The organism is Bradyrhizobium sp. HKCCYLRH3059, assembly GCF_051168035.1.
GTDB lineage: Bacteria > Pseudomonadota > Alphaproteobacteria > Rhizobiales > Xanthobacteraceae > Bradyrhizobium.
The window spans coordinates 691,144-714,161 of record NZ_JBNPUF010000002.1; the positions used below are offsets into that span (position 1 = coordinate 691,144).

Annotated in this window: 22 protein-coding genes; 11 read left to right on the forward strand and 11 right to left on the reverse strand. The window is 65.4% G+C overall.

What is annotated here, in order from left to right:
* Positions 1 to 53: 53 nt before the first annotated feature.
* The 5 genes from ACQR13_RS10105 to ACQR13_RS10125 all read left to right on the forward strand — a co-directional run bounded on the left by ACQR13_RS10105 (position 54) and on the right by ACQR13_RS10125 (position 6,325).
* Complete coding sequence (locus ACQR13_RS10105; RefSeq protein WP_434862793.1) at positions 54 to 1,478, forward strand: amidase; 1,425 nt, start codon at positions 54 to 56, stop codon at positions 1,476 to 1,478.
* 225 nt (positions 1,479 to 1,703) lie between these two features.
* A complete protein-coding gene (locus ACQR13_RS10110; protein ID WP_434862794.1) occupies positions 1,704 to 3,026 on the forward strand; it encodes an MFS transporter in 1,323 nt (440 codons plus the stop codon).
* Positions 3,027 to 3,067: 41 nt separating this feature from the next.
* Positions 3,068 to 3,730: a sulfite oxidase-like oxidoreductase gene (locus tag ACQR13_RS10115; protein ID WP_434862795.1), complete on the forward strand. Its 663-nt coding sequence runs from the start codon at positions 3,068 to 3,070 to the stop codon at positions 3,728 to 3,730.
* Between the two features lie 151 nt (positions 3,731 to 3,881).
* The gene (locus ACQR13_RS10120) at positions 3,882 to 4,247 is read left to right on the forward strand and encodes a hypothetical protein (protein WP_315754677.1); all 366 of its coding nucleotides are present in this window, start codon (positions 3,882 to 3,884) and stop codon (positions 4,245 to 4,247) included.
* A gap of 860 nt (positions 4,248 to 5,107) precedes the next feature.
* Positions 5,108 to 6,325: a bifunctional alpha/beta hydrolase/OsmC family protein gene (locus tag ACQR13_RS10125; RefSeq protein ID WP_316193923.1), complete on the forward strand. Its 1,218-nt coding sequence runs from the start codon at positions 5,108 to 5,110 to the stop codon at positions 6,323 to 6,325.
* 191 nt (positions 6,326 to 6,516) lie between these two features.
* Here ACQR13_RS10125 and ACQR13_RS10130 read toward each other — a convergent pair whose 3' ends face one another.
* Positions 6,517 to 7,563: a YeeE/YedE family protein gene (locus ACQR13_RS10130; protein ID WP_434862812.1), complete on the reverse strand. Its 1,047-nt coding sequence runs from the start codon at positions 7,561 to 7,563 to the stop codon at positions 6,517 to 6,519.
* 232 nt (positions 7,564 to 7,795) lie between these two features.
* Between ACQR13_RS10130 and paaI the strand changes: the two genes are divergently transcribed.
* Positions 7,796 to 8,245 (forward strand): hydroxyphenylacetyl-CoA thioesterase PaaI, encoded by a 450-nt coding sequence (gene paaI, locus ACQR13_RS10135; RefSeq protein ID WP_315754681.1) that lies wholly within the window; start codon positions 7,796 to 7,798, stop codon positions 8,243 to 8,245.
* 43 nt (positions 8,246 to 8,288) lie between these two features.
* On the forward strand, positions 8,289 to 9,617 hold the full coding sequence (paaK, locus tag ACQR13_RS10140) for a phenylacetate--CoA ligase PaaK (protein ID WP_315757796.1): 1,329 nt from the start codon (positions 8,289 to 8,291) through the stop codon (positions 9,615 to 9,617).
* A 246-nt stretch (positions 9,618 to 9,863) separates the two neighbouring features.
* Here the strand turns inward: paaK and paaE are convergent, their stop codons facing one another.
* The 8 genes from paaE to ACQR13_RS10180 all read right to left on the reverse strand — a co-directional run bounded on the left by paaE (position 9,864) and on the right by ACQR13_RS10180 (position 16,268).
* Positions 9,864 to 10,943 (reverse strand): 1,2-phenylacetyl-CoA epoxidase subunit PaaE, encoded by a 1,080-nt coding sequence (gene paaE / locus ACQR13_RS10145; protein WP_434843551.1) that lies wholly within the window; start codon positions 10,941 to 10,943, stop codon positions 9,864 to 9,866.
* A gap of 138 nt (positions 10,944 to 11,081) precedes the next feature.
* On the reverse strand, positions 11,082 to 11,585 hold the full coding sequence (paaD, locus tag ACQR13_RS10150; protein ID WP_316202278.1) for a 1,2-phenylacetyl-CoA epoxidase subunit PaaD: 504 nt from the start codon (positions 11,583 to 11,585) through the stop codon (positions 11,082 to 11,084).
* Positions 11,579 to 12,355 carry a 1,2-phenylacetyl-CoA epoxidase subunit PaaC gene (gene paaC / locus ACQR13_RS10155; protein WP_434862796.1) on the reverse strand — a complete coding sequence of 259 codons (777 nt, stop codon included), beginning with the start codon at positions 12,353 to 12,355 and terminating at the stop codon, positions 11,579 to 11,581. The genes paaD and paaC overlap by 7 nt, the downstream gene beginning before the upstream one ends.
* A gap of 129 nt (positions 12,356 to 12,484) precedes the next feature.
* Entirely contained in the window at positions 12,485 to 12,772 is a 288-nt protein-coding gene (gene paaB, locus ACQR13_RS10160; protein ID WP_009025702.1) for a 1,2-phenylacetyl-CoA epoxidase subunit PaaB, read from the reverse strand.
* Between the two features lie 15 nt (positions 12,773 to 12,787).
* A complete protein-coding gene (gene paaA / locus ACQR13_RS10165; protein ID WP_434862797.1) occupies positions 12,788 to 13,777 on the reverse strand; it encodes a 1,2-phenylacetyl-CoA epoxidase subunit PaaA in 990 nt (329 codons plus the stop codon).
* A 78-nt stretch (positions 13,778 to 13,855) separates the two neighbouring features.
* Positions 13,856 to 14,737, reverse strand: a complete 882-nt coding sequence (gene paaX / locus ACQR13_RS10170; RefSeq protein WP_434862798.1) for a phenylacetic acid degradation operon negative regulatory protein PaaX — start codon at positions 14,735 to 14,737, stop codon at positions 13,856 to 13,858.
* Between the two features lie 93 nt (positions 14,738 to 14,830).
* Positions 14,831 to 15,307, reverse strand: coding sequence for a phasin (locus tag ACQR13_RS10175; RefSeq protein ID WP_315715766.1), 477 nt, complete (start codon positions 15,305 to 15,307; stop codon positions 14,831 to 14,833).
* 187 nt (positions 15,308 to 15,494) lie between these two features.
* Positions 15,495 to 16,268, reverse strand: coding sequence for a hypothetical protein (locus tag ACQR13_RS10180; RefSeq protein ID WP_315826485.1), 774 nt, complete (start codon positions 16,266 to 16,268; stop codon positions 15,495 to 15,497).
* Positions 16,269 to 16,414: 146 nt separating this feature from the next.
* Here ACQR13_RS10180 and ACQR13_RS10185 point away from each other — a divergent pair, with 146 nt between their 5' ends.
* A complete protein-coding gene (locus tag ACQR13_RS10185) occupies positions 16,415 to 17,335 on the forward strand; it encodes an alpha/beta fold hydrolase (protein WP_315826389.1) in 921 nt (306 codons plus the stop codon).
* Between the two features lie 99 nt (positions 17,336 to 17,434).
* Here ACQR13_RS10185 and ACQR13_RS10190 read toward each other — a convergent pair whose 3' ends face one another.
* Positions 17,435 to 18,439 (reverse strand): alpha/beta fold hydrolase, encoded by a 1,005-nt coding sequence (locus ACQR13_RS10190; RefSeq protein WP_315715764.1) that lies wholly within the window; start codon positions 18,437 to 18,439, stop codon positions 17,435 to 17,437.
* Positions 18,440 to 18,577: 138 nt separating this feature from the next.
* Positions 18,578 to 18,838 carry a DUF6489 family protein gene (locus ACQR13_RS10195; protein WP_315715763.1) on the reverse strand — a complete coding sequence of 87 codons (261 nt, stop codon included), beginning with the start codon at positions 18,836 to 18,838 and terminating at the stop codon, positions 18,578 to 18,580.
* 525 nt (positions 18,839 to 19,363) lie between these two features.
* Here ACQR13_RS10195 and ACQR13_RS10200 point away from each other — a divergent pair.
* The 3 genes from ACQR13_RS10200 to ACQR13_RS10210 all read left to right on the forward strand — a co-directional run bounded on the left by ACQR13_RS10200 (position 19,364) and on the right by ACQR13_RS10210 (position 23,016).
* Positions 19,364 to 20,959 (forward strand): ABC transporter substrate-binding protein, encoded by a 1,596-nt coding sequence (locus tag ACQR13_RS10200; protein WP_316186852.1) that lies wholly within the window; start codon positions 19,364 to 19,366, stop codon positions 20,957 to 20,959.
* 108 nt (positions 20,960 to 21,067) lie between these two features.
* Positions 21,068 to 22,048, forward strand: coding sequence for an ABC transporter permease (locus ACQR13_RS10205; RefSeq protein ID WP_315715761.1), 981 nt, complete (start codon positions 21,068 to 21,070; stop codon positions 22,046 to 22,048).
* Between the two features lie 2 nt (positions 22,049 to 22,050).
* A complete protein-coding gene (locus ACQR13_RS10210) occupies positions 22,051 to 23,016 on the forward strand; it encodes an ABC transporter permease (RefSeq protein ID WP_315715760.1) in 966 nt (321 codons plus the stop codon).
* The last annotated feature ends 2 nt before the right edge of the window (positions 23,017 to 23,018 follow it).

Consider the following 23,018-nt stretch of genomic DNA (forward strand, 5'->3'; position numbering starts at 1 on the left):
AAACGTGATCTACAACGTGGCGCCGGGACGCTTGCCATCAGGAGAACTAAGCTTTGGCCGACCAGGGATTGATCCGCGAGAGCGCCTGCGCCGTCGTCGACAAGTTGAAGTCCGGCAAGGTCACGCCGCTGGATTGCCTCGACGCGCTGGAAGCGCGCATCGCAGCCGTCGACGGCAAGGTCAATGCGCTGCCGACCCTGTGCTTCGACCGCGCGCGCGGTCACGCCAAGGCGCTGATGCAGAAGCCGGCTGCCGAGCGCGGCGTGCTGGCCGGGCTGCCCGTGCCGATCAAGGACCTCACCGACGTCGCCGGCGTGCTGACGACGCAGGGCTCGCCGATCTTCAAGGACCGGATTCCGGAACGCTCCGATCTCGTGGTCGAGCATCTCGAAGCCAATGGCGGCGTGATCTACGCCAAGTCGAACACGCCGGAGTTCGGCGCCGGCGCCAACACCTTCAACGAGGTGTTCGGCGCGACGCGCAATCCCTGGGACACGTCCCGCTCGGCGGCCGGCTCCTCCGGCGGCGCCGCGGTGGCGCTCGCCACCGGCATGGCCTGGTTGGCACACGGCTCCGACATGGGCGGCTCGCTGCGCAACCCCGCCAGCTTCTGCGGCATCGTCGGCCTGCGCCCGAGCTTCGGCCGCGTCGCGAATACGCCGGCGGTGGCCATCGACCGCAATCTCGCCGTCCAGGGCCCGATGGCCCGCAACGTCGCGGACCTCGCGCTGCTCTTGGACGCGATGAGCGGCGAGCACGCCGCGGATCCGATCTCGCTGCCCTCGCCTGCGACGTCGTTCCTGGCCGCCGCGCGCTCCGGCAGGAAGCCGGTCCGCGTCGCCTACTCGCCCGATCTCGGCATCACGCCCGTCGATCCCGAAGTCGCTGCCGTCACCCGCAAGGCGGCGCAGCGCTTCGCCGAGCTCGGCGTGATCGTCGAGGAGGCGCATCCCGATTTCAGCGAGGCGCATGAATGCTTCCACGTGCTGCGCGCGCTCGACTTCGCGATGAGCAAGGCGGAGCTGCTGCGCACCAAGCGCGACCTGCTCAAGCCCGAGGTGATCTGGAACATCGAGGAAGGGCTGAAGCTCACGGTCGCGCAGATCGCGCGCGCCGAGGCGCAGCGCGTCGCGATCACCGCGCGCGCGGTGAAGTTCTTCGAGACGTATGATCTGCTGCTGGCGCCGGCGACCATCGTGCCCCCCTTCCCGGTCGAGAACCGCTACGTCGCCGAATGCGCCGGGCAGAAGTTCGACAACTACGTGCAGTGGCTCGGCATCGTCTATGCGATCACGCTGGCCTGCTGCCCAGCCCTGTCGCTGCCCTGCGGCTTCACGGAAACGGGCGTGCCGATCGGCCTGCAAATGATCGCGGCGCCGCGCGCCGACGCCAAGCTGCTCGCTGGCGCCAAGTTGCTGGAAGATGTTCTTGGCGTGGCCAGCTCGACCCCGATCGATCCGCGCGCGCCGAAGGGCTAGTTTGGTCGGCGGCCTCATGGTTCGAGAGGCGCCTTGCGGCGCGCCTCACCATGAGGATCGGGACTTGCTTTCGTGGCGCGATGGCCGACGAACGGGGCTTTTTTTCAAGGCGGCCATCCGCCGAGTTCCATGCTCTGAACATGGGACCCATGTCCGTTATCGGCTGTTGGCAATCCGGGCGGCTGCCGTAGAAGGGCCGCAAATCATGCTTGCCGGAGACCGGATATGACAGACCAGGCGCTACCGCCTGCCGCGGACACTACCACATTCTCCGACGTCGAGCGGCGCATCAAGGCGATCCTGATCGGCTCGGCCGGCAACCTGGTCGAGTGGTACGATTTCTATGCCTATACGGCGTTCGCGCTGTACTTCGCGCCGGCCTTCTTTCCGTCGAAGGACCCGGTGGTCGAGCAGCTCAACGCCGCCGTCGTGTTCGCCGCGACGTTCCTGATGCGCCCGCTCGGCGGCTGGCTGTTCGGCTATCTCGCCGATCACCATGGCCGGCGGCTGTCGCTGACCGTCTCGGTGCTCTGCATGTGCTTCGGCTCGCTGATCATCGCGGTGACGCCGACCTATGCCACCATCGGCATCGCCGCGCCGATCATCCTGGCGCTCGCCCGCGTGATCGAAGGCCTCAGCCTCGGCGGCGAATATGGCGCCAGCGCCACCTATCTCTCCGAGGTCGCCGACGCCAAGCACCGCGGCTTCTATTCGAGCTTCCAATATGTCACCCTGATCGGCGGCCAGCTCACCGCGATCATCGTGCTCCTGCTGTTGCAGAAAGTGTTCCTGACCCCGGAAGAATTGCGAGCCTGGGGCTGGCGCATTCCGTTCGCGATCGGTGCCGGCCTCGCAATCTTCGTCGCGGTGATGCGGCGGAACCTGCACGAGACCGAAGCCTTCGTGGAGGCCAAGAAGACCGTAGGCCCTTCCGGTTCGATCACCGCCCTGTTCAAATATCCGCGGGAGCTGCTGCTGGTGGTCGGCCTGACCGCGGGCGGCACCGCCGCGTTCTACACCTTCACCACCTACATGCAGACCTTCGTGAAACTCTCGGTCGGCCTCACCGAGGACCAGACCACGATGGTGATCTTCGGCTCGCTGCTGTTCGCCTGCGTGCTGCAGCCGCTGTATGGCGCGATCTCCGACCGCATCGGTCGCAAGCCGCTGCTGATCTTCTTCGGCGTCGCCGGCACCTTGTCGACGATCCCGATCCTGACGGTACTGAAGGGCACCAAGGAGCCGTTCACAGCCTTCCTGCTGATCTGCGGCGCCTGGATCTTCACGGCGGGCTACACCTCGATCAATGCGGTGGTGAAGGCCGAGCTGTTTCCGACCAATGTCCGCGCGCTCGGTGTCGGCCTGCCCTATGCGATCACCGTATCGCTGTTCGGTGGCACCGCGCCGGCGATCGCCCTCTACTTCAAGAGCATAGGGCACGAGACGTGGTTCTATTATTATCTCACCGGCGTGATCTTCCTGTCGCTGCTGATCTATGCGAGCATGCGCGATACCAAGCATGCGTCCGCGATGCACCGGCACGAATGAGTCCGCACGAAAAAGCCCGCACGAATTGACGAGGTGTCGAGATGGCCGACGAGTCCAGCCTGCCGCCCGAGAGCAAGCTGACCCGCAGCAAGGAACGCTGGGCGCGCGAGGGCAAATTCCTGACCGGCCGCATCATCAGGCCGGAGGACCAGCGCCTGCCGCCGGGGCAGCATCTGACCCGCGACTGGCCGGTGCTCGACCTCGGCCTGACACCGTCGGTCACATCAGAGCGCTGGCGGCTCGATGTCTATGGCGCCGTCGAGAACCCGCTGTTCTGGGACATGCGCGCCTTCCTCGCCCAGGAGCAGCGCCAGTTCGTCTCCGACATCCACTGCGTCACGACCTGGTCGCGCTACGACAATCAATGGGAAGGGCTCGCCACACGTGACCTGCTCGCCGCCTGCCGGCCGCGTGACAGCGCTGAATTCGTCGTGCTGCATTCCTATGACGGCTACACGACGAACCTGACGCTCGAAGACTTCGCCGCCGAGGATGCGTTGCTCGCGCATAGCTGGTCCGGCGCGCCGTTGACTGGAGAGCATGGCGGCCCCGTGCGCGTCGTCGTGCCGCATCTGTATTTCTGGAAGAGCGCGAAATGGCTGAAGGCGATCGAGTTTCTCGACTCCGACAAGCCCGGCTATTGGGAGGTGCGCGGCTATCACAACCGCGGCGATCCCTGGGCCGAGCAGCGCTATTCGGACTGACGGGCTGACAGGACCGTAGGGTGGGCAAAGGCTTGCAGCGTCGTGCCAACCCTCGCCTGTTCTGAATAAAGCTGAATGGAAAAAGAATGGCGGGCAGGCTTCGCTTCGCCCACCCTACGCGCTCAATTTTCGAACATGCCAGAGATGCAGCATGGAGTTCACTTCAGAAACCGGCAAGATCCCCAAAGGCTATGGGTACCTTCTCAAGCCGAGCGTCATCCTCGCCGCACTGACCGCAAGAGATCTCGGCGGCATTCGCATCCACCTCGTTCGCAGCCACGGCAGGCGTCTGTTCGATGCACGATATCGGCCGCCGGACGGCGACATTCCTTATGAGCGTCTCAACATCAAGGTCGGCACCGCGCACGAGCGGGACTTGCCCCCACTCCGCCGGCAAGCGAAGGACGAAGCGCTGCCGGCGCTCGTCCGATGGATTACCGATCTCGTCTCGCAGGACCTGCCGACGGCGATCCGGCATGGCGAACAGGAGATCGAGCTGTTGCCGCCGCGAGACTGATCGGCGCCTGGTCGTGAGATCGATCGCTGGTCCGGGCCGATCGCAGTCCAATCGCATATTGACCTACGTCGTAACGAACCATCACACCAGTTAGTTACTCCGTCATGCCCGGGCTCGTCCCGGGCATCCACTTCGTTCCCAGCATGCCGAACGGCGTGGATAGCCGGGACAAGCCCTGCCATGACGACCTGGAGACAGGCGGCACAAAACTCCGATCGTCAAATGCGATAGCCCTCGGTCTGACCGGAAGGTGTTGGCGTCAATCATGTGGTCCCACGTCCAGCCTCGCCCCCCAAATAATCTCCCTCTTGCTAATTTCTGAAAATCGTGATTTACTCCTCGCCATCCCGCCTCGTTGCAGAGGGGCGTATCGCGATCGTCACGGACGTGGAGCGCGGGATGCGGTGGGCGCGACGGGTCGCAGCATGGTCTTCCGTGCGGACGAACGATCCGGTGCGCACGGTGAAATCGTGTGGTCTCGGCGCCGCGGTGCTGGCGTCAAGTCGTGGTGCGGATGACGCGCATCGCGATGACGGGGGCAAGAAAGCCGTTCCCCGGAGAGAGCACGTATAAGCCGTTCCAACCATTGCGCAGGGAAGGCCGGGATGTCCTCAGCCGTACCTGTGGTTCTGCCGCCTGCATTTTTTCCGCAGGCGGGCCATGGGGGCGGCAGGCTCCCGACCTTCCCTGCGCCCTCTTGTTTCAAGAGGGTGGAAGATCCGCAGAGCTCGGGCCGTGCAGGCCGCGAGGGTATGCCACCATGTCTACGCGTATGGCCAGATCTGTTGTATGACAACGGGGAACGATGCCGTGTCATCGCCTCGCACGGCGGTGAAGACGCAACGGATGGAGACCACATCATGCCGACCGAACGTTTCCAGTTTGAAGGCGCAGGCGGCGACAAGCTCTCCGCGGCGCTCGATCTGCCTGATGGCGCGCCGCGGGCCTATGCGCTGTTCGCGCATTGCTTCTCCTGCGGCAAGGACACGCATGCGGCGCGGCGCATCGCCATGGCGCTGACGGCGCATGGCATCGCCGTGCTGCGGTTCGACTTCACCGGCCTGGGCTCCAGCGAAGGCGACTTCGCCAATACGACGTTCTCCTCCAACGTCGCCGACCTCGTCCGCGCCGCCAATCATCTGCGCGAGACCCGACAGGCGCCGGCGATCCTGATCGGCCACAGCCTCGGCGGAGCCGCCGTGCTGGCCGCCGCCGGCGACATTCCCGATGCGAAAGCCGTGGTGACGATCGCGGCGCCCTCGGACCCGGGCCACGTCACCGCGCTATTCAAGGACAGCCTCGAGGCGATCCGCCGCGACGGCTCGGCCGAGGTCTCGCTCGCGGGCCGTCCGTTCCGCATCAGCAGCTCGTTCCTCGACGACGTCGTCGAGCAGCGCCTGCTCGACAGGGTCAAGCATCTGCACAAGGCGCTGCTGGTGATGCACTCGCCTGTCGACGACACCGTCGGCATCGACAACGCGACGAAGATCTTCATCGCCGCCAGGCATCCGAAGAGCTTCATCTCGCTCGATCACGCTGATCATCTCATCAGCAGGAAGGAGGACGCAGCCTACATCGCCGAGGTGATCGCGAGCTGGGCCGGCCGTTACGTCGCGCCCGCGGCCGCCGAGCCGGCGCCCGCAGATGGTCCGCGCGACGTGGTCGTGCGCGAGACCCGGTCGAGCAAGCTGCAGCAGGCCATCGCGCTCGGCCCGCATCATCTCACCGCGGACGAGCCGCTCTCGGTCGGCGGCCAGGACACCGGCCCGGGCCCCTACGACCTCCTGCTCGCGGCGCTCGGCGCCTGCACCTCGATGACGATGCGGCTCTATGCCGACCGCAAATTCCTGCCGCTCGACCGCATCACGGTCACCTTGCGCCACAGCAAGATCCATGCGGAGGACTGCGCGGAGTGCGAGACCAAGGTCGGGCTGATCGATCAGCTCGACCGCGAGATCCACCTGGACGGCGCGCTCGATCAGGAGCAGCGCAGGAAGCTGATGGAGATCGCCGACAAATGCCCGGTGCACCGGACGCTGACGTCGGAGATCCGTATCGTCACGCGCGCGACGGAGTGAGCTCATTCGACTGAGTCACAACCACCGCATTCCGGGGCAAGGCCGTGAGGCCTTGAACTCGGAATCCCGAGATTGTCTTGCGTCCATTTCCGGCAATGTCGAGATTCCGGGTTCAATCGCCGACGCGCAGCCGCTTCGCGACTTCGCATCGACGATTGCCCCGGAACGACGGTGGTCGTGACACAATGAGACTAACGCGCGGCCTGCGGCTCGCTCTTCAGCGGCCTGACGCGCAACGCTCCGCGCAGGCCGGCCGCCGTGCCGATGAAGATTCCCGCGATGGCGACGAAGGACGGCAGCGCCAGGGTCGACAGTCCCGTCAGGCCCTGCCCGACCGAGCAGCCCAGCGCCATCACGCCGCCGATGCCCATCAGCGCGGCGCCGCCAACCGAGCGCAGCATGTGATGCGGAGAGTGGAAGCCTTCGAGCTTGAAGCGCCGCGTCGCCACCGCGGTGACGAGGCTGCCGGCGAGCACCCCGGCCACGGTGGCGATGCCGAAATTGGCGGTCGAGCCGGTCGACAGCATGATGTATTGCAGGGCATCGGCGATCGGCGCGACGAAGGTCAGGGACGCGACCGGCACGGGGTTGAAATCGTCCGCGCCGAGAGTGCCGGTCGCGAACCAGCCGGCCGCGATCAGCAGGCCGACGACGAGGCCGGCGAACATCTGGCCGGGCGCGCGCCGGAATGGCGCGTGCGCAAGGGCGAAGACGATCAGCGCGCCGCCGAGCCCGAGCGCCGGCAGCAGCCGCGCCGCTGCACCATGCAGGCCACCGACCGACAGCACAGCCGGCAGCGACGTCGCGGTCGCGGCGGTCTGCGAGCCCTGCATCAGCGCGATGCGCAGCGGCGCGATCAGGCCCTTCAACGTCATCTCCGCCGCGATCGCGAGCACGGTCACGACGACGAGGGAGCGCAGATTGCCGCGGCCGAGCAGCACCAGCGCGCGCGAACCGCAACCGTTGGCGAGCACCATGCCGTAGCCGAACAGAACACCGCCCAAGAGCATCAGCGGCACCGAGAACGTCGGCTGCAGATAGATCGACTTGCCGAGATCGACGGCGCCGTTGGCCGCGAGCAGCTGTGTGGCGATGATGGCAATGCCCATCGCCAGGGCGTAAGTTCGCACCAGCCGGCGGTCGCCGTCGGCCCACCAGCCGCGCAGGCTGCTCATCATGCAGAAGCCGCTGAGCAGCCCCACCACGCCATAGACCAGGCCGATCATGAGACCGGCCATCATGGCCAGATTGGCGGCTTCGGGCACGTTCGGGATTCCTTCCGGTTGCGGACAACACGCGCGTTGCGCAGGCAGCGCTTTCGCTTGACGCGCGCAGAATATTTGCCACGATGTCGCACCTAACTAGATGAGAATGCTTGTTCCAACAAGCATCGACGGGAGAGAACGCCGTGATTTCAGAAGCGCATCCTCAGGGGTGGCCGACGCATTGCGCATGCATGGAGGCCGCACGGTGAGCGGCGTGGCGACACTTTCCGCCGACGCTCTCGCCCGCGCCTGCGCCGACGCGATGTGGCAGGACGACCGCGCCAGCCAGGGGCTCGGCATGCACATCGTCGAGATCGGCCCCGGACGCGCCACGCTGCAGATGACGGTGCAGCCGCACATGGTCAACGGCCACGGCATCGCCCATGGCGGCTTCATCTTCACGCTGGCCGATTCCGCCTTCGCCTTTGCCTGCAACTCGCACAACGACCGCACCGTGGCCGCACAGGGCAGCATCAGCTTCATCCGCCCCGGCAAGCTCGGCGACGTTCTGCTTGCTCGCGCGCACGAGGTATCCCGCAGCGGGCGCTCAGGCATCTATGATGTCCGCGTTACGGCAGGCGACACGGTGATCGCCGAATTCCGCGGCCATTCCCGCAGCATCGGCGGCACGCTGGTCCCGGCCGCCGCGAGCTGATCCGCTTCCCCATCGCCCCGCGCCCCTGCCGGAGGACCTGACCATGACATCGACCAAGCTTCAATCGACCGGCAGCTACGTTCCCGAGATGGACGCTGCCGAGCGTGCCTCGCGCGACGAGATCATGGCGCTGCAGACGAGCCGGCTCGCCTGGTCGCTGAAGCACGCCTATGACAACGTCGCCCATTACCGCCGCGCCTTCGACAAGGCGGGGGTGCATCCCTCCGACTTCCGCGAGCTCGCCGACCTCGCCAAGTTTCCGTTCACGGTGAAGACCGACCTGCGCGACAATTACCCGTTCAACATGTTCGCCGTGCCGCGCGAGCAACTGGTAAGGGTGCACGCCTCCTCGGGCACGACCGGCAAGCCGATCGTGGTCGGCTATACCAGGAACGACATCGCGACCTGGTCGGCCGTGATGGCCCGCTCGATCCGCGCCGCCGGCGGCCGGAGCGGCATGATCATCCACAACGCCTACGGCTATGGCCTGTTCACCGGCGGCCTCGGCGTCCATTACGGCGCCGAGCAGCTCGGCTGCACGGTGGTGCCCATCTCCGGCGGCATGACCGAGCGGCAGGTGCAGCTGATCAATGATTTCCGCCCTGACATCATCACCGTGACGCCAAGCTACATGCTGGCAATCCTCGACGAGTTCAAGCGTCAGGGCCTCGATCCGCGGCAGAGCTCGCTCAGGATCGGCATCTTCGGCGCCGAGCCGTGGACCAATGCGATGCGCGCCGAGATCGAGGATGCGTTCGCGATGGACGCCACCGACATCTACGGCCTGTCCGAGGTGATCGGCCCTGGTGTGGCGCAGGAATGCCTGGAGACCAAGGACGGGCTGCACATCTGGGAGGATCATTTCTATCCGGAGATCGTCGATCCCGACACCGGCAAGGTGCTGCCCGACGGCGAGATGGGCGAACTGGTGTTCACCTCGTTGACCAAGGAGGCCTTTCCCGTCATCCGCTATCGCACCCGCGATCTGACGCGGCTGCTGCCGGGCACCGCGCGGCCGGGAATGCGACGGATGGAGAAGGTCACGGGCCGCTCCGACGACATGATCATCCTGCGCGGCGTCAACCTGTTCCCGTCACAGATCGAGGAGATCCTGCTGTCGACCGAGTGGTGCGGCGGCCATTTCATGCTGGAGCTGACGCGCGAGGGCCGCATGGACGAGCTGACCATCTACGCGGAGTCGCGCCCCGAGCATTGGGACGAGACCGGCCTCGGCGCGCACGCCGAGCGCATCTCCATCCACATCAAGAACACCATCGGCCTCACGGCAAAGGTGAAAGTCGTCCCACCCGACACGCTGGAGCGCTCGGCCGGCAAGGCGAAACGGATCAAGGACAAGCGGCCGGTGGGGTAGCCGTTCAGAGATGAAATCGAGATTGAGCGCCGATGACGGTGAGCTCCCTCGCCCCGCCTGCGGGGAGAGGGTTGGGGTGAGGGGGACTCTCCACGCACCGAACTCGCGGAGAGTCCCCCTCACCCGGATTGCATCTAACGATGCAATCCGACCTCTCCCCGCAAGCGGGGCGAGGTGCAGCGAGCGAGCCGAGCGAGCGTGATCACATAAGCCTCGATCAGCAGTCGAAATTTCGCGGCCACTACCTCACACATGATCGTAGTCCACCACCACGCGCTCCGTCACCGGCCTGGCCTGACACGTGAGCACAAAACCAGCCTGCAGCTCCCATGGCTCCAGCGAGTAGTTCAGCTCCATCTCCGCTCTCCCCTCCACCAGCTTGGCGCGGCAGGTCGAGCACATGCCGCCCTTGCAGGCGAACGGCAGGTCGACGCCGGCGCGCAGCGCGGCGTCGAGGATGGCTTCGCCGTCGGCGACCGGAACCTCGCGGCGCTTGCCGTCGATGATCAGGGCGGCGATGGCCTTCGGCGGCGCCGAGTCCGGAACGACCATCTTGGGCCGCGGCTTGCCGCCGGCGCCGGAGACGAAGCGCTCGACATGGACGCGGTCGTCGGAGATCCCGAGCGCGCGGCAGGCGGCCTCGATATCCTCGCTCATCCCGGTGGGACCGCAGATGAAGACGTGATCGACGCTCTCGGCCGGCACCAGCGAGCGCAGCAGCACGCGCACCTTCTCGCCGTCGAGCCGGCCGTGCAGGATCGGCAGATCCTGCTCCTCGCCGGAGATGACGTGGAACAGCGAGAAGCGGTCGAGAAAGCGATCCTTCAGCTCCTCGAGCTGTTCGCGGAACAGCATGCCTGCGGTGGTGCGGCTGCCGTAGAACAGGAAGAAGCGGCTGTGCGGCTCCCGCGCCAGCACGGCCTTCACGATCGAGAGGATCGGCGTGATTCCGGAGCCCGCCGCGAAGCCGACGTGGGTGCGCGCGGCCTCCGGCTGCAATGCCACGCCAAAACGTCCAGTTGGCGTCATCACGTCGATCTCGTCGCCGCGCTTCAGTTCGTCAGTGACGAAGCTGGAGAACGCGCCTCCATCGACGCGCTTCACCGCGATGCGGATCTCGTGATCATCGGGGCCGGAGCAGATCGAATAGGAGCGCCGCACCTCCTCGCCGCCGAGCGTGGTCTTCAACGTGAGATATTGCCCCGGCGCGAACTGATAGTCCGCCGCCAGCTCGTTCGGAATGGCAAAGGTCAGCGACACGGCATCGGGCGCCTCGCGGCGCAGGTCACGGATAGCGAGACGGTGGAAGCGTGGCGTGGTCGACATCGGGTTCATCCTCCCGTCATTGCGAGGAGCGAAGCGACGAAGCAATCCAGGACCGCGCGCGGGACTCTGGATCGCTTCCGCCTACGCCCTTCGGGCTTCGGCGGACAAGTCGCTGCGCTCGCGATGACGGCTGCTGCATCAGTGACACTTGAAATAATCGAACGGCTCGCGGCACGATCTGCAGCGCCACAGCGCCTTGCACGAGGTCGAGCCGAACTCGGCGAGTTGCTCGGTGTCGACGGATCCGCATTGCGGACACGCGACCTCGGCCACGCCAAACAGAGCGCGGCGCCCGCTCGACGGCTGCGGCGGCGCGATGCCGTACTCCCGCAGCTTGCGCCGCCCCGCCTCGCTCATCCAGTCCGTGGTCCAGGCCGGCGACAGCACCGTGCGAACGTGGGCATCACGGAAGCCGGCGCGCTCCAGCGCCAGCTCGATCTCCAGCGCGATCATGTTCATCGCCGGACAGCCGGAATACGTCGGCGTGATCGCGACCTCGACGCGGTCGCCGACGACCTCGACCTCGCGCAGGACGCCGAGATCGTCGATCGTCAGCACCGGAATTTCCGGATCGGCCACCGATGCCGCGGCGTCCCAGGCGCGCTGGCGCAGCTCGGCCGGGCTGAAATCCGCAACTACCATGTCGCACCGGGAAAGCTGCGCTGCATATATTGCAGCTCGCTGAGAAGATGGCCGAGATGCTCGCTGTGGCGGCCGTCGCGGCCGCCCTGCTGCATCCACTCGTTCTCCGGCAGCACCAGGGTCGCCTCGCGCGCGACATGCGACACGCTCGACAGCCATTCCGGCAGCAGTTGCGTCGGATCGATCGCGATACCCGCGTCGATCAGACCGCGCTCACTCTCGTCGACGCTGAACATCTCGCCGGTATAGGCCCAGAGGTCATCGATCGCGGCTTGCGCGCGGGCGTGGCTTTCGTCGGTGCCGTCACCGAGCCGGATCACCCATTCGCTGGCGTGGCGCAAATGATAGGCGCATTCCTTCTCCGACTTGGCCGCGATCGCCGCCAGCGTCGCATCGGTCGAGCCCATCATGCCGCGCCAATACAGATCGGCGAAGGCGGCGTAAAACAGCTGCCGCACCATCGTGTGCGCGAAATCGCCATTGGGACGCTCGACCAGCAGCAGGTTGCGGTACTGCCTGACATCACGAAGATAGGCGAGCTTGTCCTCGTCATTGTCGTGACCCTCCACCTTGGCGGCGTAGCCATAGAGCTCGCGCGCCTGGCCAATCAGGTCGAGCGCCATGTTGGAGAGCGCCATGTCCTCTTCGAGAACAGGCGCATGGCCGCACCATTCGGAGAGGCGATGGCCGAGGATCAGCGCATCATCGGCGCGGCGCAAGGTGTAGAGCACCAGCGGCGTTTCGCAGACGGTGATCGAGGGAGCGGTCATGGTTGTGATCCGATCAGGCCCGCCACGAACTCAACCATTGCGAGCACAGCAATCCGGGGATTCATCCGAGCCGGCAGTCTGGATTGCTTCGCTGCGCTCGCAATAACGACGGCTGACGGCCGTCCGCACTTACATATGCCCGACTTCCTCGGGCACCTCGTAGAACGTCGGATGCCGATAGATCTTCGACTCCGCCGGCTCGAACATCATGCCCTTGTCGGCCGGATCGGACGCGGTGATCGCGCTCGACGGCACCACCCAGATCGACAGGCCCTCGCCGCGGCGGGTGTAGAGATCGCGCGCCGCCTGCAGTGCCATGGTCGCATCCGGCGCGTGCAGTGAGCCGCAATGCTTGTGCGCAAGCCCGTTGCGGCTGCGGATGAAGACTTCCCACAACGGCGTGTTCGGCGTCGCCATTTCGATCTCCCTGTCCTATTCGGCAGCCTGTGCCATCCGGCGCCGCGCGCGCTTCTCGGCGTAGGCGGTCGCGGCCTCGCGCACCCAAGCGCCCTCGGCATGCGCCTTGCGGCGCGCGGCCATGCGATCGCGGTTGCACGGGCCGTTGCCGGCCAGCACCTGCTTGAACTCGTTCCAGTCGATCGGGCCGTGCACCCAATGGCCCTGCTCGTCCTGCGTCATCTCGGAATCAGGAATGGTGAGCCCGAGATACTGCGCCTGCGGCACGGTGGCATCGATGAACTTCTGGCGCAGCTCGTCGTTCGAGAAGCGCTTGATCTTCCACTTGGTCGAGGTGTCGCTGTGCTGGCTGGCCTGGTCGGGCGGGCCGAACATCATCAGCACCGGCCACCACCAGCGGTTCAGCGCGTCCTGCGCCATCGCCTTCTGCTCGGGCGTGCCGCGGCAGAGCGTGAGCATGATCTCGTAACCCTGCCGCTGATGGAACGATTCCTCCTTGCAGACGCGGATCATCGCGCGCGCGTACGGACCATAGGAGCAGCGGCACAACGGAATCTGGTTCATGATCGCGGCGCCGTCGACCAGCCAGCCGATCACACCGATGTCTGCCCAGGTCAGGGTCGGGTAGTTGAAGATCGAGGAGTACTTGGCCTTGCCGGCGAGCATCGCATCGACCAGTTCCTCGCGCGAGGCGCCGAGCGTCTCGGCGGCGGCGTAGAGATACAGCCCGTGGCCGCACTCGTCCTGGACCTTGGCGAGCAACGCCGCCTTGCGGCGCAGGCTCGGCGCGCGCGTGATCCAGTTGCCCTCGGGCAGCATGCCGACGATTTCGGAATGGGCGTGTTGCGAGATCTGCCGGACCAGCGTCTTGCGATAGGCCGCCGGCATCCAATCGTTCGGCTCGATGCGCTCTTCGGCATCGATGCGCGCCTGAAAGCGCGAGGCGCGTCCAGCGTCCTCGGCGAAGCTGCCCTCCTCGGGCGAATTGAGCGCCTGCGTGTACATGCGGCGGCGTCCTCCCAGGACTTGGTTGACGCCAATATATAACGAGATTTCATCCGTGCAATCGAATTCTGTAATATATCAACGGACCTCATTTTCGACGGCGAAACGCCGCAGCAGCGCCGCTCCGGCCGCCGGCAGAGGCCCCTCCTCATTTGTCGCATGCGCGTCGAGCCAGCGCTCGGAACCCGGCAGCAGCAACCGATAGATCTCGCCGCACAGCGCCCGGGCCTGCCGTCCCGGCCAATTCCCCGGCAGCAGCTCGGCCGGCAGCAGCGGATCGCGCAGCACGATGCGCCGATAGTGGTGGATCAGCAGGATCCGGGCGGTGAAGGCCTGCCCGTCGGACAGCGCCTCGCCGCGCGCGATGCTGTCCTTGAGCGGCGCAAAGGAGGCGCTGAACTTGCGGTACGCCTCCGCCGTCCGCTCCAGCGCCCAGCTCTCCGCGACGAGCCGCCGCGCCATGTCGGAGCCGGCGGAGGCCTGCAGGCGGACAGCCCCCTCCACAGCGTCAGGGACGGCGATGCTCGCGGGGGCCACGAACACGCCGGGCAGCGGGCTGCCGAAACCGGCATCGCGCAGGGCGGCGCGCGCCTGCTCGCGATCATCGGCGCTGCCGATGAGCAGCAATTCGAAGCTGCCGTTCCATTCCGCCGGCGGCGAATCGTAGATGTGGCGGGTGGCACCGGCGAAGGTCTGCTCGCCGCGCCGGGTCAGGCGATAGAAGCTGTTGCGGCCTATTCTGGTGCGCTCGAACCAGCCTTCCGCCGTCAGCCGCGACATCGCCGTGCGCACCACGCTGCCGTCGATGGCGAGCCCTTCGAAGAAGGCGAGCAAGGTGCCGAGCCAAACGCTGCCGCCCCGCGGCACGATGGCGTCGCCGAACACGGTGATGATCAGCGACCCCGTGCGCGACGGCTCGCTCTTGAGCTGATGGACGATCCGGGACAGCGGCTGCGGCATGGCGAAGGCTTTAGCCGGTTTCACCCGATCGCAAAAGAAAAGGCCCGCACGATGCGGGCCTTGCAGGTTGATCGTCCGACGCGCGAGACGCGCTCAGGCGGTCTTGTTGTAGGCCTTGGCCATGTTCTCCTGGGCGAGCTTTGCACCCTCGGTGACGAGCTTGCCGACATACTCGCTGGTCGACTTGGCGCGGGCGACGAGCGCCTCGCCACGGGCACGGGCCAGCTCACCCTGGATCTGAACGGCTTCGCTGATCGACTTGGCGGACGCCAGCCGGTCGATGCCGTCGAAGAAGGCCTCGGTGTCCTGATACAGCGCCTGCTGAATGTTCCGGCTGATCTTGCCGGCCTCGGTCACGCCGTCGAACACGGCGGTCTCGATCGCCGACGTCACCTTCTCGGAGCCAGCGAGGGCCTCCGCAGCGCGCTCCTTGGCGGTCGACGCGGTCTTCTTGACGAACTCCCGCGCGGACTCCGGCACTTCCATCGTCTGCAGATTCTTGAACGCGTCGGTCACCGGTGCAAAGGCGTCCTTGACGGTGTCGAACACGGTATTGGTCTCGGTGGTCATGGCTGTCTCCATCCTCAATGCTTCTGAGCTATGGCTCGCTCCGTCCCTTATGAAACCGGAGTGACTCAGCTATATCATTCTGGATGGTGCGACGCAACATAAATGTTGCAACGCACCATCCTGGATGGGAGGAAAGGACTGGCAACCGCTGAGCGACCCGCCGCACGTCGGAACGTTCGGGTGAGCCTCAGTGCTCGGCAGGGGCGCCGCCGTGCTTTTTGTTGCGGTTCTTCCCCGGCCGGGCCGGCTCGGCCGGCTTTGGAGCCGCCTCATCAGCCTTGGGCGCGGCGTCGACGGGCTGAGACGGCTTCATCAACGTGTCGAGCATGGCCCGGATCTCGCGCAGCTCTGCCTCGATCGCGACTGTCGGTGACGGATCGGGTGCTTTGGCGGCGTTCAGCGTCCGGTCGAGCAATGCTTTGATCTCGCTCAACTGGGGCGTGACGTCGACGGCGGGTTTTGCCGCCGGTTGCGGAGCCTTGGTCGCGGCAAGAAGCTCGTTGAGCAAGTCCTTGATCGCCTTCAAGTCCGGCGTGACGTCGCGCGGCGGCGCCACGACTGGCGCCGGCGCCTTGGACGCGGAGAGAAGCGAATCCAGCACGCTCTTGATCTCATTCAACTGCGGAGCGAGATCGGCGGGCGTCGTCGCGGGCACCTGCGCGGAAGCCAGCAGCTCCTTCAACAACACCCGTGTCTCCGCCAGTTCGCCCTCGATGGAGGCGAGCCGCTCATTCAAGGCGGTGAGCTGACCACGGCTCGGCACGTTCATGCCGGCGAAGTAGTTTTCCATCAGATCAACCATGGGCTTCTGTCCGTTTCCTGAACCAGTTGCGGGACCATCGGAGGATGGACGGGGCGTCGCACCCATCGGGCGCAGCCGCGTGAAGGCGCTGAAGCTCTTCTGCATCTCTCCGACCATCTGCTGCCAGAATGCGATCGGGTCGCCAGCTTTGTTCGCCATCGGCACGCTCCTTCAGACCAATACAAGACTCAAACACAACTTATCATAGCACGCCTTCGCTGCGGTGCGGGAGAACTTGTAGCTTGCTTCTCTCGACCAACAGAACCATGCCATAGAGGGTTCCAAGGCCTTGAACGAGGGATCAAGTGACTGCAACTGCTCATCAGCCGCCGCAGACTGTGCGCGCCAACGGTATCGACATCTGCTACGAGATCTTCGGCGACCCGGCGGCCCCTCCCCTCGTGCTGATCATGGGCCTCGGCGGCCAGATGATCATCTGGTACGACGAGTTCTGCGAACAGCTCGCAAGCCGCGGCTTCCGCGTGATCCGCTTCGACAACCGCGACATCGGCCAATCGAGCAAGCTGCATGGCGGCCGCCGGCTGACCCCGTTCGAGCTGATCAAGCTGCGCTTCTTCAACATTCCCGTCTCCGCGCCCTACAAGCTGCTCGACATGGCCAAGGACACGGTCGGCCTGATGGACGCGCTCGACATCAAGTCGGCGCATCTGGTCGGCGCGTCGATGGGCGGCATGATCGCGCAGGAGATCGCGATCTCCTTTCCGCATCGCGTGCGCTCGCTGACGTCGATCATGTCGACGACCGGCAATCCGCGCATCCCGCCGCCGACGCGCGAGGTCGCGATGCTGCTGATGGCGCCGCCGCCGAAGACCAAGGACGACTACATCAAGCGCTTCCAGAAGACCTGGAAGGCGCTGCGCGTCGGCTCATTTCCCGAGGACGAGGTAAATGACGTGGCACTCGCCGAACGCTGCTTCGCGCGCGGCATCAATCCCGCCGGCGTCGGACGTCAGTTGCGCGCGATCCTGGCCTCCGGCAGCCGCAAGCCGCGGCTGCATCTGGTGACGGCGCCGACACTCGTGATCCACGGCAAGGTCGACCCGCTGGTCCATCCCACCGCCGGCAAGGACACGGCGGAGTCGATTCCGAATGCCAAGCTCCTGATGATCGACGGCATGGGTCACGCTACTCCGCGGCCGATGTGGCCGCAGATCATCGACGCAATCGCCGAGCACGCGCACGGCGCGAATCCGCAGGCGGCTTAGGAGAGCCGACGCGCTGCGTCGGCAGGCTTGACGACATCTGTTGTTGTTTGGCTCGGCCGCAGCCTCTCACTCGGACGTGCAATCTGCCTCGGCCGTTCTTCAACCGAACCGTCGCCGCCGCCATTCGATCAGCTTGGCGCTGACCTCCGCGGGCTGCTCCTGCTGCGTCCAATGGCCGCTGTCGCGGACGAGATGTTTCTCCAGGTCCGGCACCAGCTTCTCCATGCCGTCGGCGGCCGAGGGCGGCAGCACGGCGTCGTTCTCCGCCATGATCATCAGCGACGGCACGCGCACCGTTTGATCTAGCCCTTCGGCGCGCTGCCAGTTGCGCGTCATGTTGCGATACCAATTGATGCCGCCGGTGAAGCCGGTGCGCGTGAAGGTGTCGACGAACACCTGCTTCTCCGCCTCCGACAGGATCGGCTGCCGCGTGTCCTTGGCGGCGTCATAGGCTGCGATCATCTGCGGGAACGCCAGGTTGAGCGATGGCGAGGCTGCGATCCCGCCGTCCGGCGGCTCCGTCGGCGGCGTATCGCTGCGCGGCAGCGGCTTGCGCATGAAGGCATCGAAGGTCTCCCCGACACGGCTGCCGAAGATGCGGTCCGGCTCGCGTGCGGGATCCTGGAACTGCACGATGTACATCATGTCGCCGAACCGCTTGCGCATGATGGCGATGGGATCGGCGGGCGCGCGCGGCAGATGCGGCGTGTTGATGCCGACCACGCCCGCGACTCGGTCGGGGTATCGCAGCGGCATCTGCCAGACGACGAAGCCGCCCCAATCGTGACCGACGAAGATCGCCTTGTCGATCTTCAGATGATCGAGCAGGCCGACGAGGTCGGCGGTGAGATGCTCGAGGTCATAGGCCTCGACCGGCTCCGGCCGGTCGGTCGCGCCATAGCCGCGCTGATCGGGTGCGATGACGCGGATGCCGGCCTCGGCCAGCGCCTTGATCTGATGCCGCCAGGAGAAGGCCAGCTCCGGCCAGCCGTGGCAGAGGATCATCGGCGGCCGGTCGCTGACGGGGCCCGCCTCGTAATAGCCCATGCGGATGCCGTTGGTCGTCGCGAACTGCAGCGCCGGCATCCAAGACGGATCGGTCATGCGTCCTCCCCTGAAGTGTTCAGCCGGTCTTTTTCGACCGGTCTTCGGCTCCGGCATGGAGCCTGCTCCATGCCGTGACGTCACGCCACGTCCCTTCGGAGTTCCGCGCAAGCGTAATCCGTGCGGCCGTCGGCCGCGTCAGGCCGACTTCTTGTCGTTCGAGCGGCTGCCGCCGAGGCCTGTCATGGTCAGCATCAGGTCCTGAAACCGTTCGGCCAAGCGGGGATCGAACGTGAACCAGCTCTGCATGATGGCTTCGGGCGTGAGCTTGTCGATGTTGCTCGTCATCTGGTTCTGCAGCCGGTCCATGACCGCAGCCTGCATCGGACCGACATCGGGAAGTCCGAAAAACTGCCGCGCTTCGAGCGGTGTGCAATCGATCTCGATATTGACTTTCATGTCCGCTCCGCTGTTCGAACCATCCCGACGCGAGCCCCGGGCCGGGCTCCCTTCACCAGGAAGACCATCCCGGACTCGCGGCAGGGGGGGTCCAGTATCACCGCGCCGGCCCCCCTCTAGCAAGCGGCGCGTTGCTGCAGGTGCGCAATTCCCGGGACATGGTCAATCCGGCGAGCCCTCAGCCCCATCCCGGAAGCCGCCGCTCGCGTGCGCCGCACAGCGGCGGCGGGGGGATAACCATATCGTTTAGGCTTAAACAAACTGCACTTGTGTGCCGCCGCTGAACTCTGGCAACATATTCGGATCGATCTGCCGCGGGTCGCACGACGCACCGCCAGGCCAGAGCCAACGGGATCAGTTCATTCCGGCGCGGCATCAGACTTGCAGGCATATCGCCCGGCGTCTTGTTGCTTCTTGAAGTTCGTGCAAGAGGCGCTGCAGACAACACGAACTTCGAAGCAAAACAGGCCGGACACAATCGCGCCTGCCGAAAAACCAAGCGTCAAACGCGGAGAATTTGGACATATGTCGGGACGCAAATCCCTGCTCATCGCGGCAGCGGTCGCATTCGGCCTCGCCGTCATGCCGGCTTCGGCCCAGACCCTGCGCTATGCCAACCAGGGCACCCTGAAATCGCTCGATCCCTACACCTTCAAGGAATCGACCACGATTGCGCACCATGCTCACGTCTATGAGGGACTGACCGCGCGCGACAAGGATCTCAAGATCATCCCCGCGCTGGCCGAGAGCTGGGAAACGCCCGAGCCGACCCGCTGGCGCTTCCATCTGCGCAAGGGCGTCAAGTTCCACAATGGCGAACCCTTCACGGCCGACGACGTGATCTTCTCCGCCGATCGCGTCCGCGCCACCGGTTCCAACTTCCTCTCCAACGTTCCGCCGGACGCAAAATTCATCAAGGTCGACGACTACACAGTCGACGTGAAGCTCGATGCCCCCAATCCCATCCTGATCTCGCAATGGGATACGTGGTACATCATGAGCAAGAAGTGGTGCGAGGACAACAACTCGGTCGCGCCGACGCCGGTGTCGGCAACCACGCCGAGCTACGCCGCGCTGCATGAGAACGGCACCGGCCCCTTCATCATCGAGAGCCATCAGCCCGGTGTGAAGACCGTGTTCAAGGTCAATCCGAACTGGTGGGGCAAGCCCGAGCACAATCTCAAGGAGATCGTGTTCACCACCATCGCCTCCGACGCCACGCGCGTCGCCGCGCTGCTGTCCGGCGAGGTCGACGTCATCGAGCCGGTCCCGGTGCAGGATATCGGCCGCGTCGATTCCAGCCCGAATGCCCAGGTCCTGAAGGGACCGGAGCTGCGCACGATCTTCCTTGGCATGGACGAGACGCGCGACGAGCTCTTGTACTCCAACGTCAAGGGCAAGAACCCGTTCAAGGATATCCGCGTCCGCGAGGCCTTCTACAAGGCGATCGACGTCGAGCTGATCAAGACCCGCGTCATGCGCGGCCTGTCGACCCCGTCGGCGCTGATGATCGCTCCGCAGCTCTATGCGCTGTCGAAGGACTTCACCCGGCCGAAATATGATCCGGACGCCGCCAAGAAGCTGCTGACCGAGGCCGGCTATCCCGACGGCTTCGAGGTCGGCATGGATTGCCCGAACGACCGCTACGTCAACGACGCCGCGATCTGCCAGGCCGTGGTCGGCATGCTCGCCCGCATCGGGGTCAAGGTGAACCTGAACGCCCAGCCCAAGGCGCAGTATTTCGCCAAGGTGCTGAAGCCCGGCGGCTACAACACCTCGTTCTTCCTGCTCGGCTGGACGCCCTCCTCGATGGACGCGCACAACGTGATGCACGACATCATGGGCTGCCGTGACGATGCCAAGGACCCGACCCGGGGCGAGGCCAATCTCGGCAATTACTGCAACAAGGAGTTCGACGCCCTGACCGACAAGGTCCTGGTCGAGACCGATACCGCCAAGCGCAATCAACTGATCAAGCAGGCCTTCGAGATCGGCATCAACGATTACGGCTACATCCCGCTGCATCAGCAGGCGGTGGCCTGGGGCGTCTCGAAGAAGGTGAAGATTCCGCTGCGCGCCGACAACGCCGTGCTGCTGTTCCTCGCCACCAAGACCGAGTAGTCCAGACGCAACGACAAGTCCCGGAAAGCAGAACTGCTTTTCGGGACTTTTCATTTCCTGCGGCAGATGCTACGCGCCGCCGCATCTCGAAGGACCTGAAAGGATCAGATGCTCGCCTTCGCGCTTCGCCGAGCAATTCAGGCCATCGGCGTCATGATCGCCGTCGGAATCATCGCGTTCGCCATGTTCCGCTTCGCCGGAGACCCGGTGAGCCAGATCGTGCCGATCGACGCGTCGGCCGCGGAACGGGCCAGCATCCGCCAGTCGCTCGGGCTCGACGATCCCTTCATCGTGCAGTTCGGTCGCTATCTGTTCGACGCGGCGCAGTTCAAGTTCGGCGTCTCCTATCAGTTCCGGCAGCCGGTCTCCGATCTGCTCAAGGAGCGCATGCCCGCCACCCTGGAGCTCGCGGTCTGCGCGACGATCCTGGCGCTGTTCTGCGGTATCCTGATGGGCGTGTTCTCGGCGCTGCACCGCGACTCCCTGCTCGCCAAGCTGTTCCAGATGCTGTCGCTGATCGGCATCTCCCTGCCGACCTTCCTGATCGGCATCCTCCTGATCTACCTGTTCTCGGTCACGCTGGGCTGGCTGCCGTCGTTCGGCCGCGGCGACACCGTCAGGTTCGGCTGGTGGACATCGGGCCTGTTCACCGTCTCCGGCTGGAAGGCGCTGATCATGCCCTCCATCACGCTCGGCCTGTTCCAGATGACCTTGATCATGCGGCTGGTTCGCGCCGAGATGCTCGAGGTGCTGCGCACCGACTACATCCGCTTCGCTCGTGCCCGTGGGCTGACCACGCGCGCGATTCATTTCGGCCATGCCCTGCGCAACACGCTGGTGCCGGTGATCACCGTGGTCGGCCTGCAGTTCGGCTCGGTGATCGCGTTCTCGATCATCACCGAGCAGGTGTTCCAATGGCCGGGCATGGGCCTGTTGTTCGTGCAGGCGGTGCAGAATGTCGACATCCCGATCATGGCGGCCTACCTGATGATGGTGTCGCTGATCTTCGTCACCATCAATCTCGTGGTTGATATCCTCTACACCGTGGTCGATCCGCGCCTGCGCGCGACCATCAGCCGTCCGGCCTGATCATGAGCGACGCAGCCCTTCCCCACCCCACGCCCGTCGAGACGCCGCGCGCCGCCGACGGATGGCTGAAGCGTGCGCTTGCGAGCGACCTGTTCTACTCGTTCCGCCGCTCCAAGCTGACGGTCGCCGCGGCCGTGATCACGCTGCTGTTCTTCCTGCTGGCGATCTTCGCGCCGCTGCTGTCGCCGCAGAACCCGTTCGACCCGGCCCAATTGCAGCTGTTGAACTCGCGGATTTCGCCGCTGTGGACCGCCGACGGACAGAGCCCGTTCTTGCTCGGCACCGACGAGCAGGGCCGCGACGTGCTCTCGGCCATCCTCTACGGCCTGCGCATCTCACTCCTGGTCGGCATTCTCGGCGTCGCCTTTTCCGGCGCGCTCGGCATCGGCCTCGGCCTGATCGCCGGCTATTTCGGCGGCCGGGTCGACACAGTGATCATGCGCATCGCGGACGTCCAGCTCACCTTTCCGCCGATCCTGATTGCGCTGCTGGTCAACGGCATCGCCAAGTCGGTGTCCGGCAACCGGCTGGACTGGCTCAGCATGCTGGTCGTGCTGGTGCTGGCGATCGGCCTCTCCTTCTGGGTGCAATATGCGCGCACGGTGCGGAGCTCAGTGCTGGTCGAGAAGAACAAGGACTACGTCGCCGCGGCACAACTGATCGGCCTGCCCGCGCCCGTCATCATGCTGCGCCACGTGCTGCCCAACACCACCGGTCCCGTGCTGGTGATCGCCACCATCAACCTCGCGCTGGCGATCATCACCGAGGCGACCTTGTCGTTCCTCGGCTCCGGCATGCCGGAGACGATGCCGTCGCTCGGGACCCTGATCCGGATCGGCAACAACTATCTGTTCGCCGGCGAATGGTGGATCGTCGCCTTCCCCGGCATCGCTTTGGCCGGACTGATCCTCGCCATCAATCTGCTCGGCGACTGGCTGCGCGACGCCCTCAACCCGAAACTGCGATGACC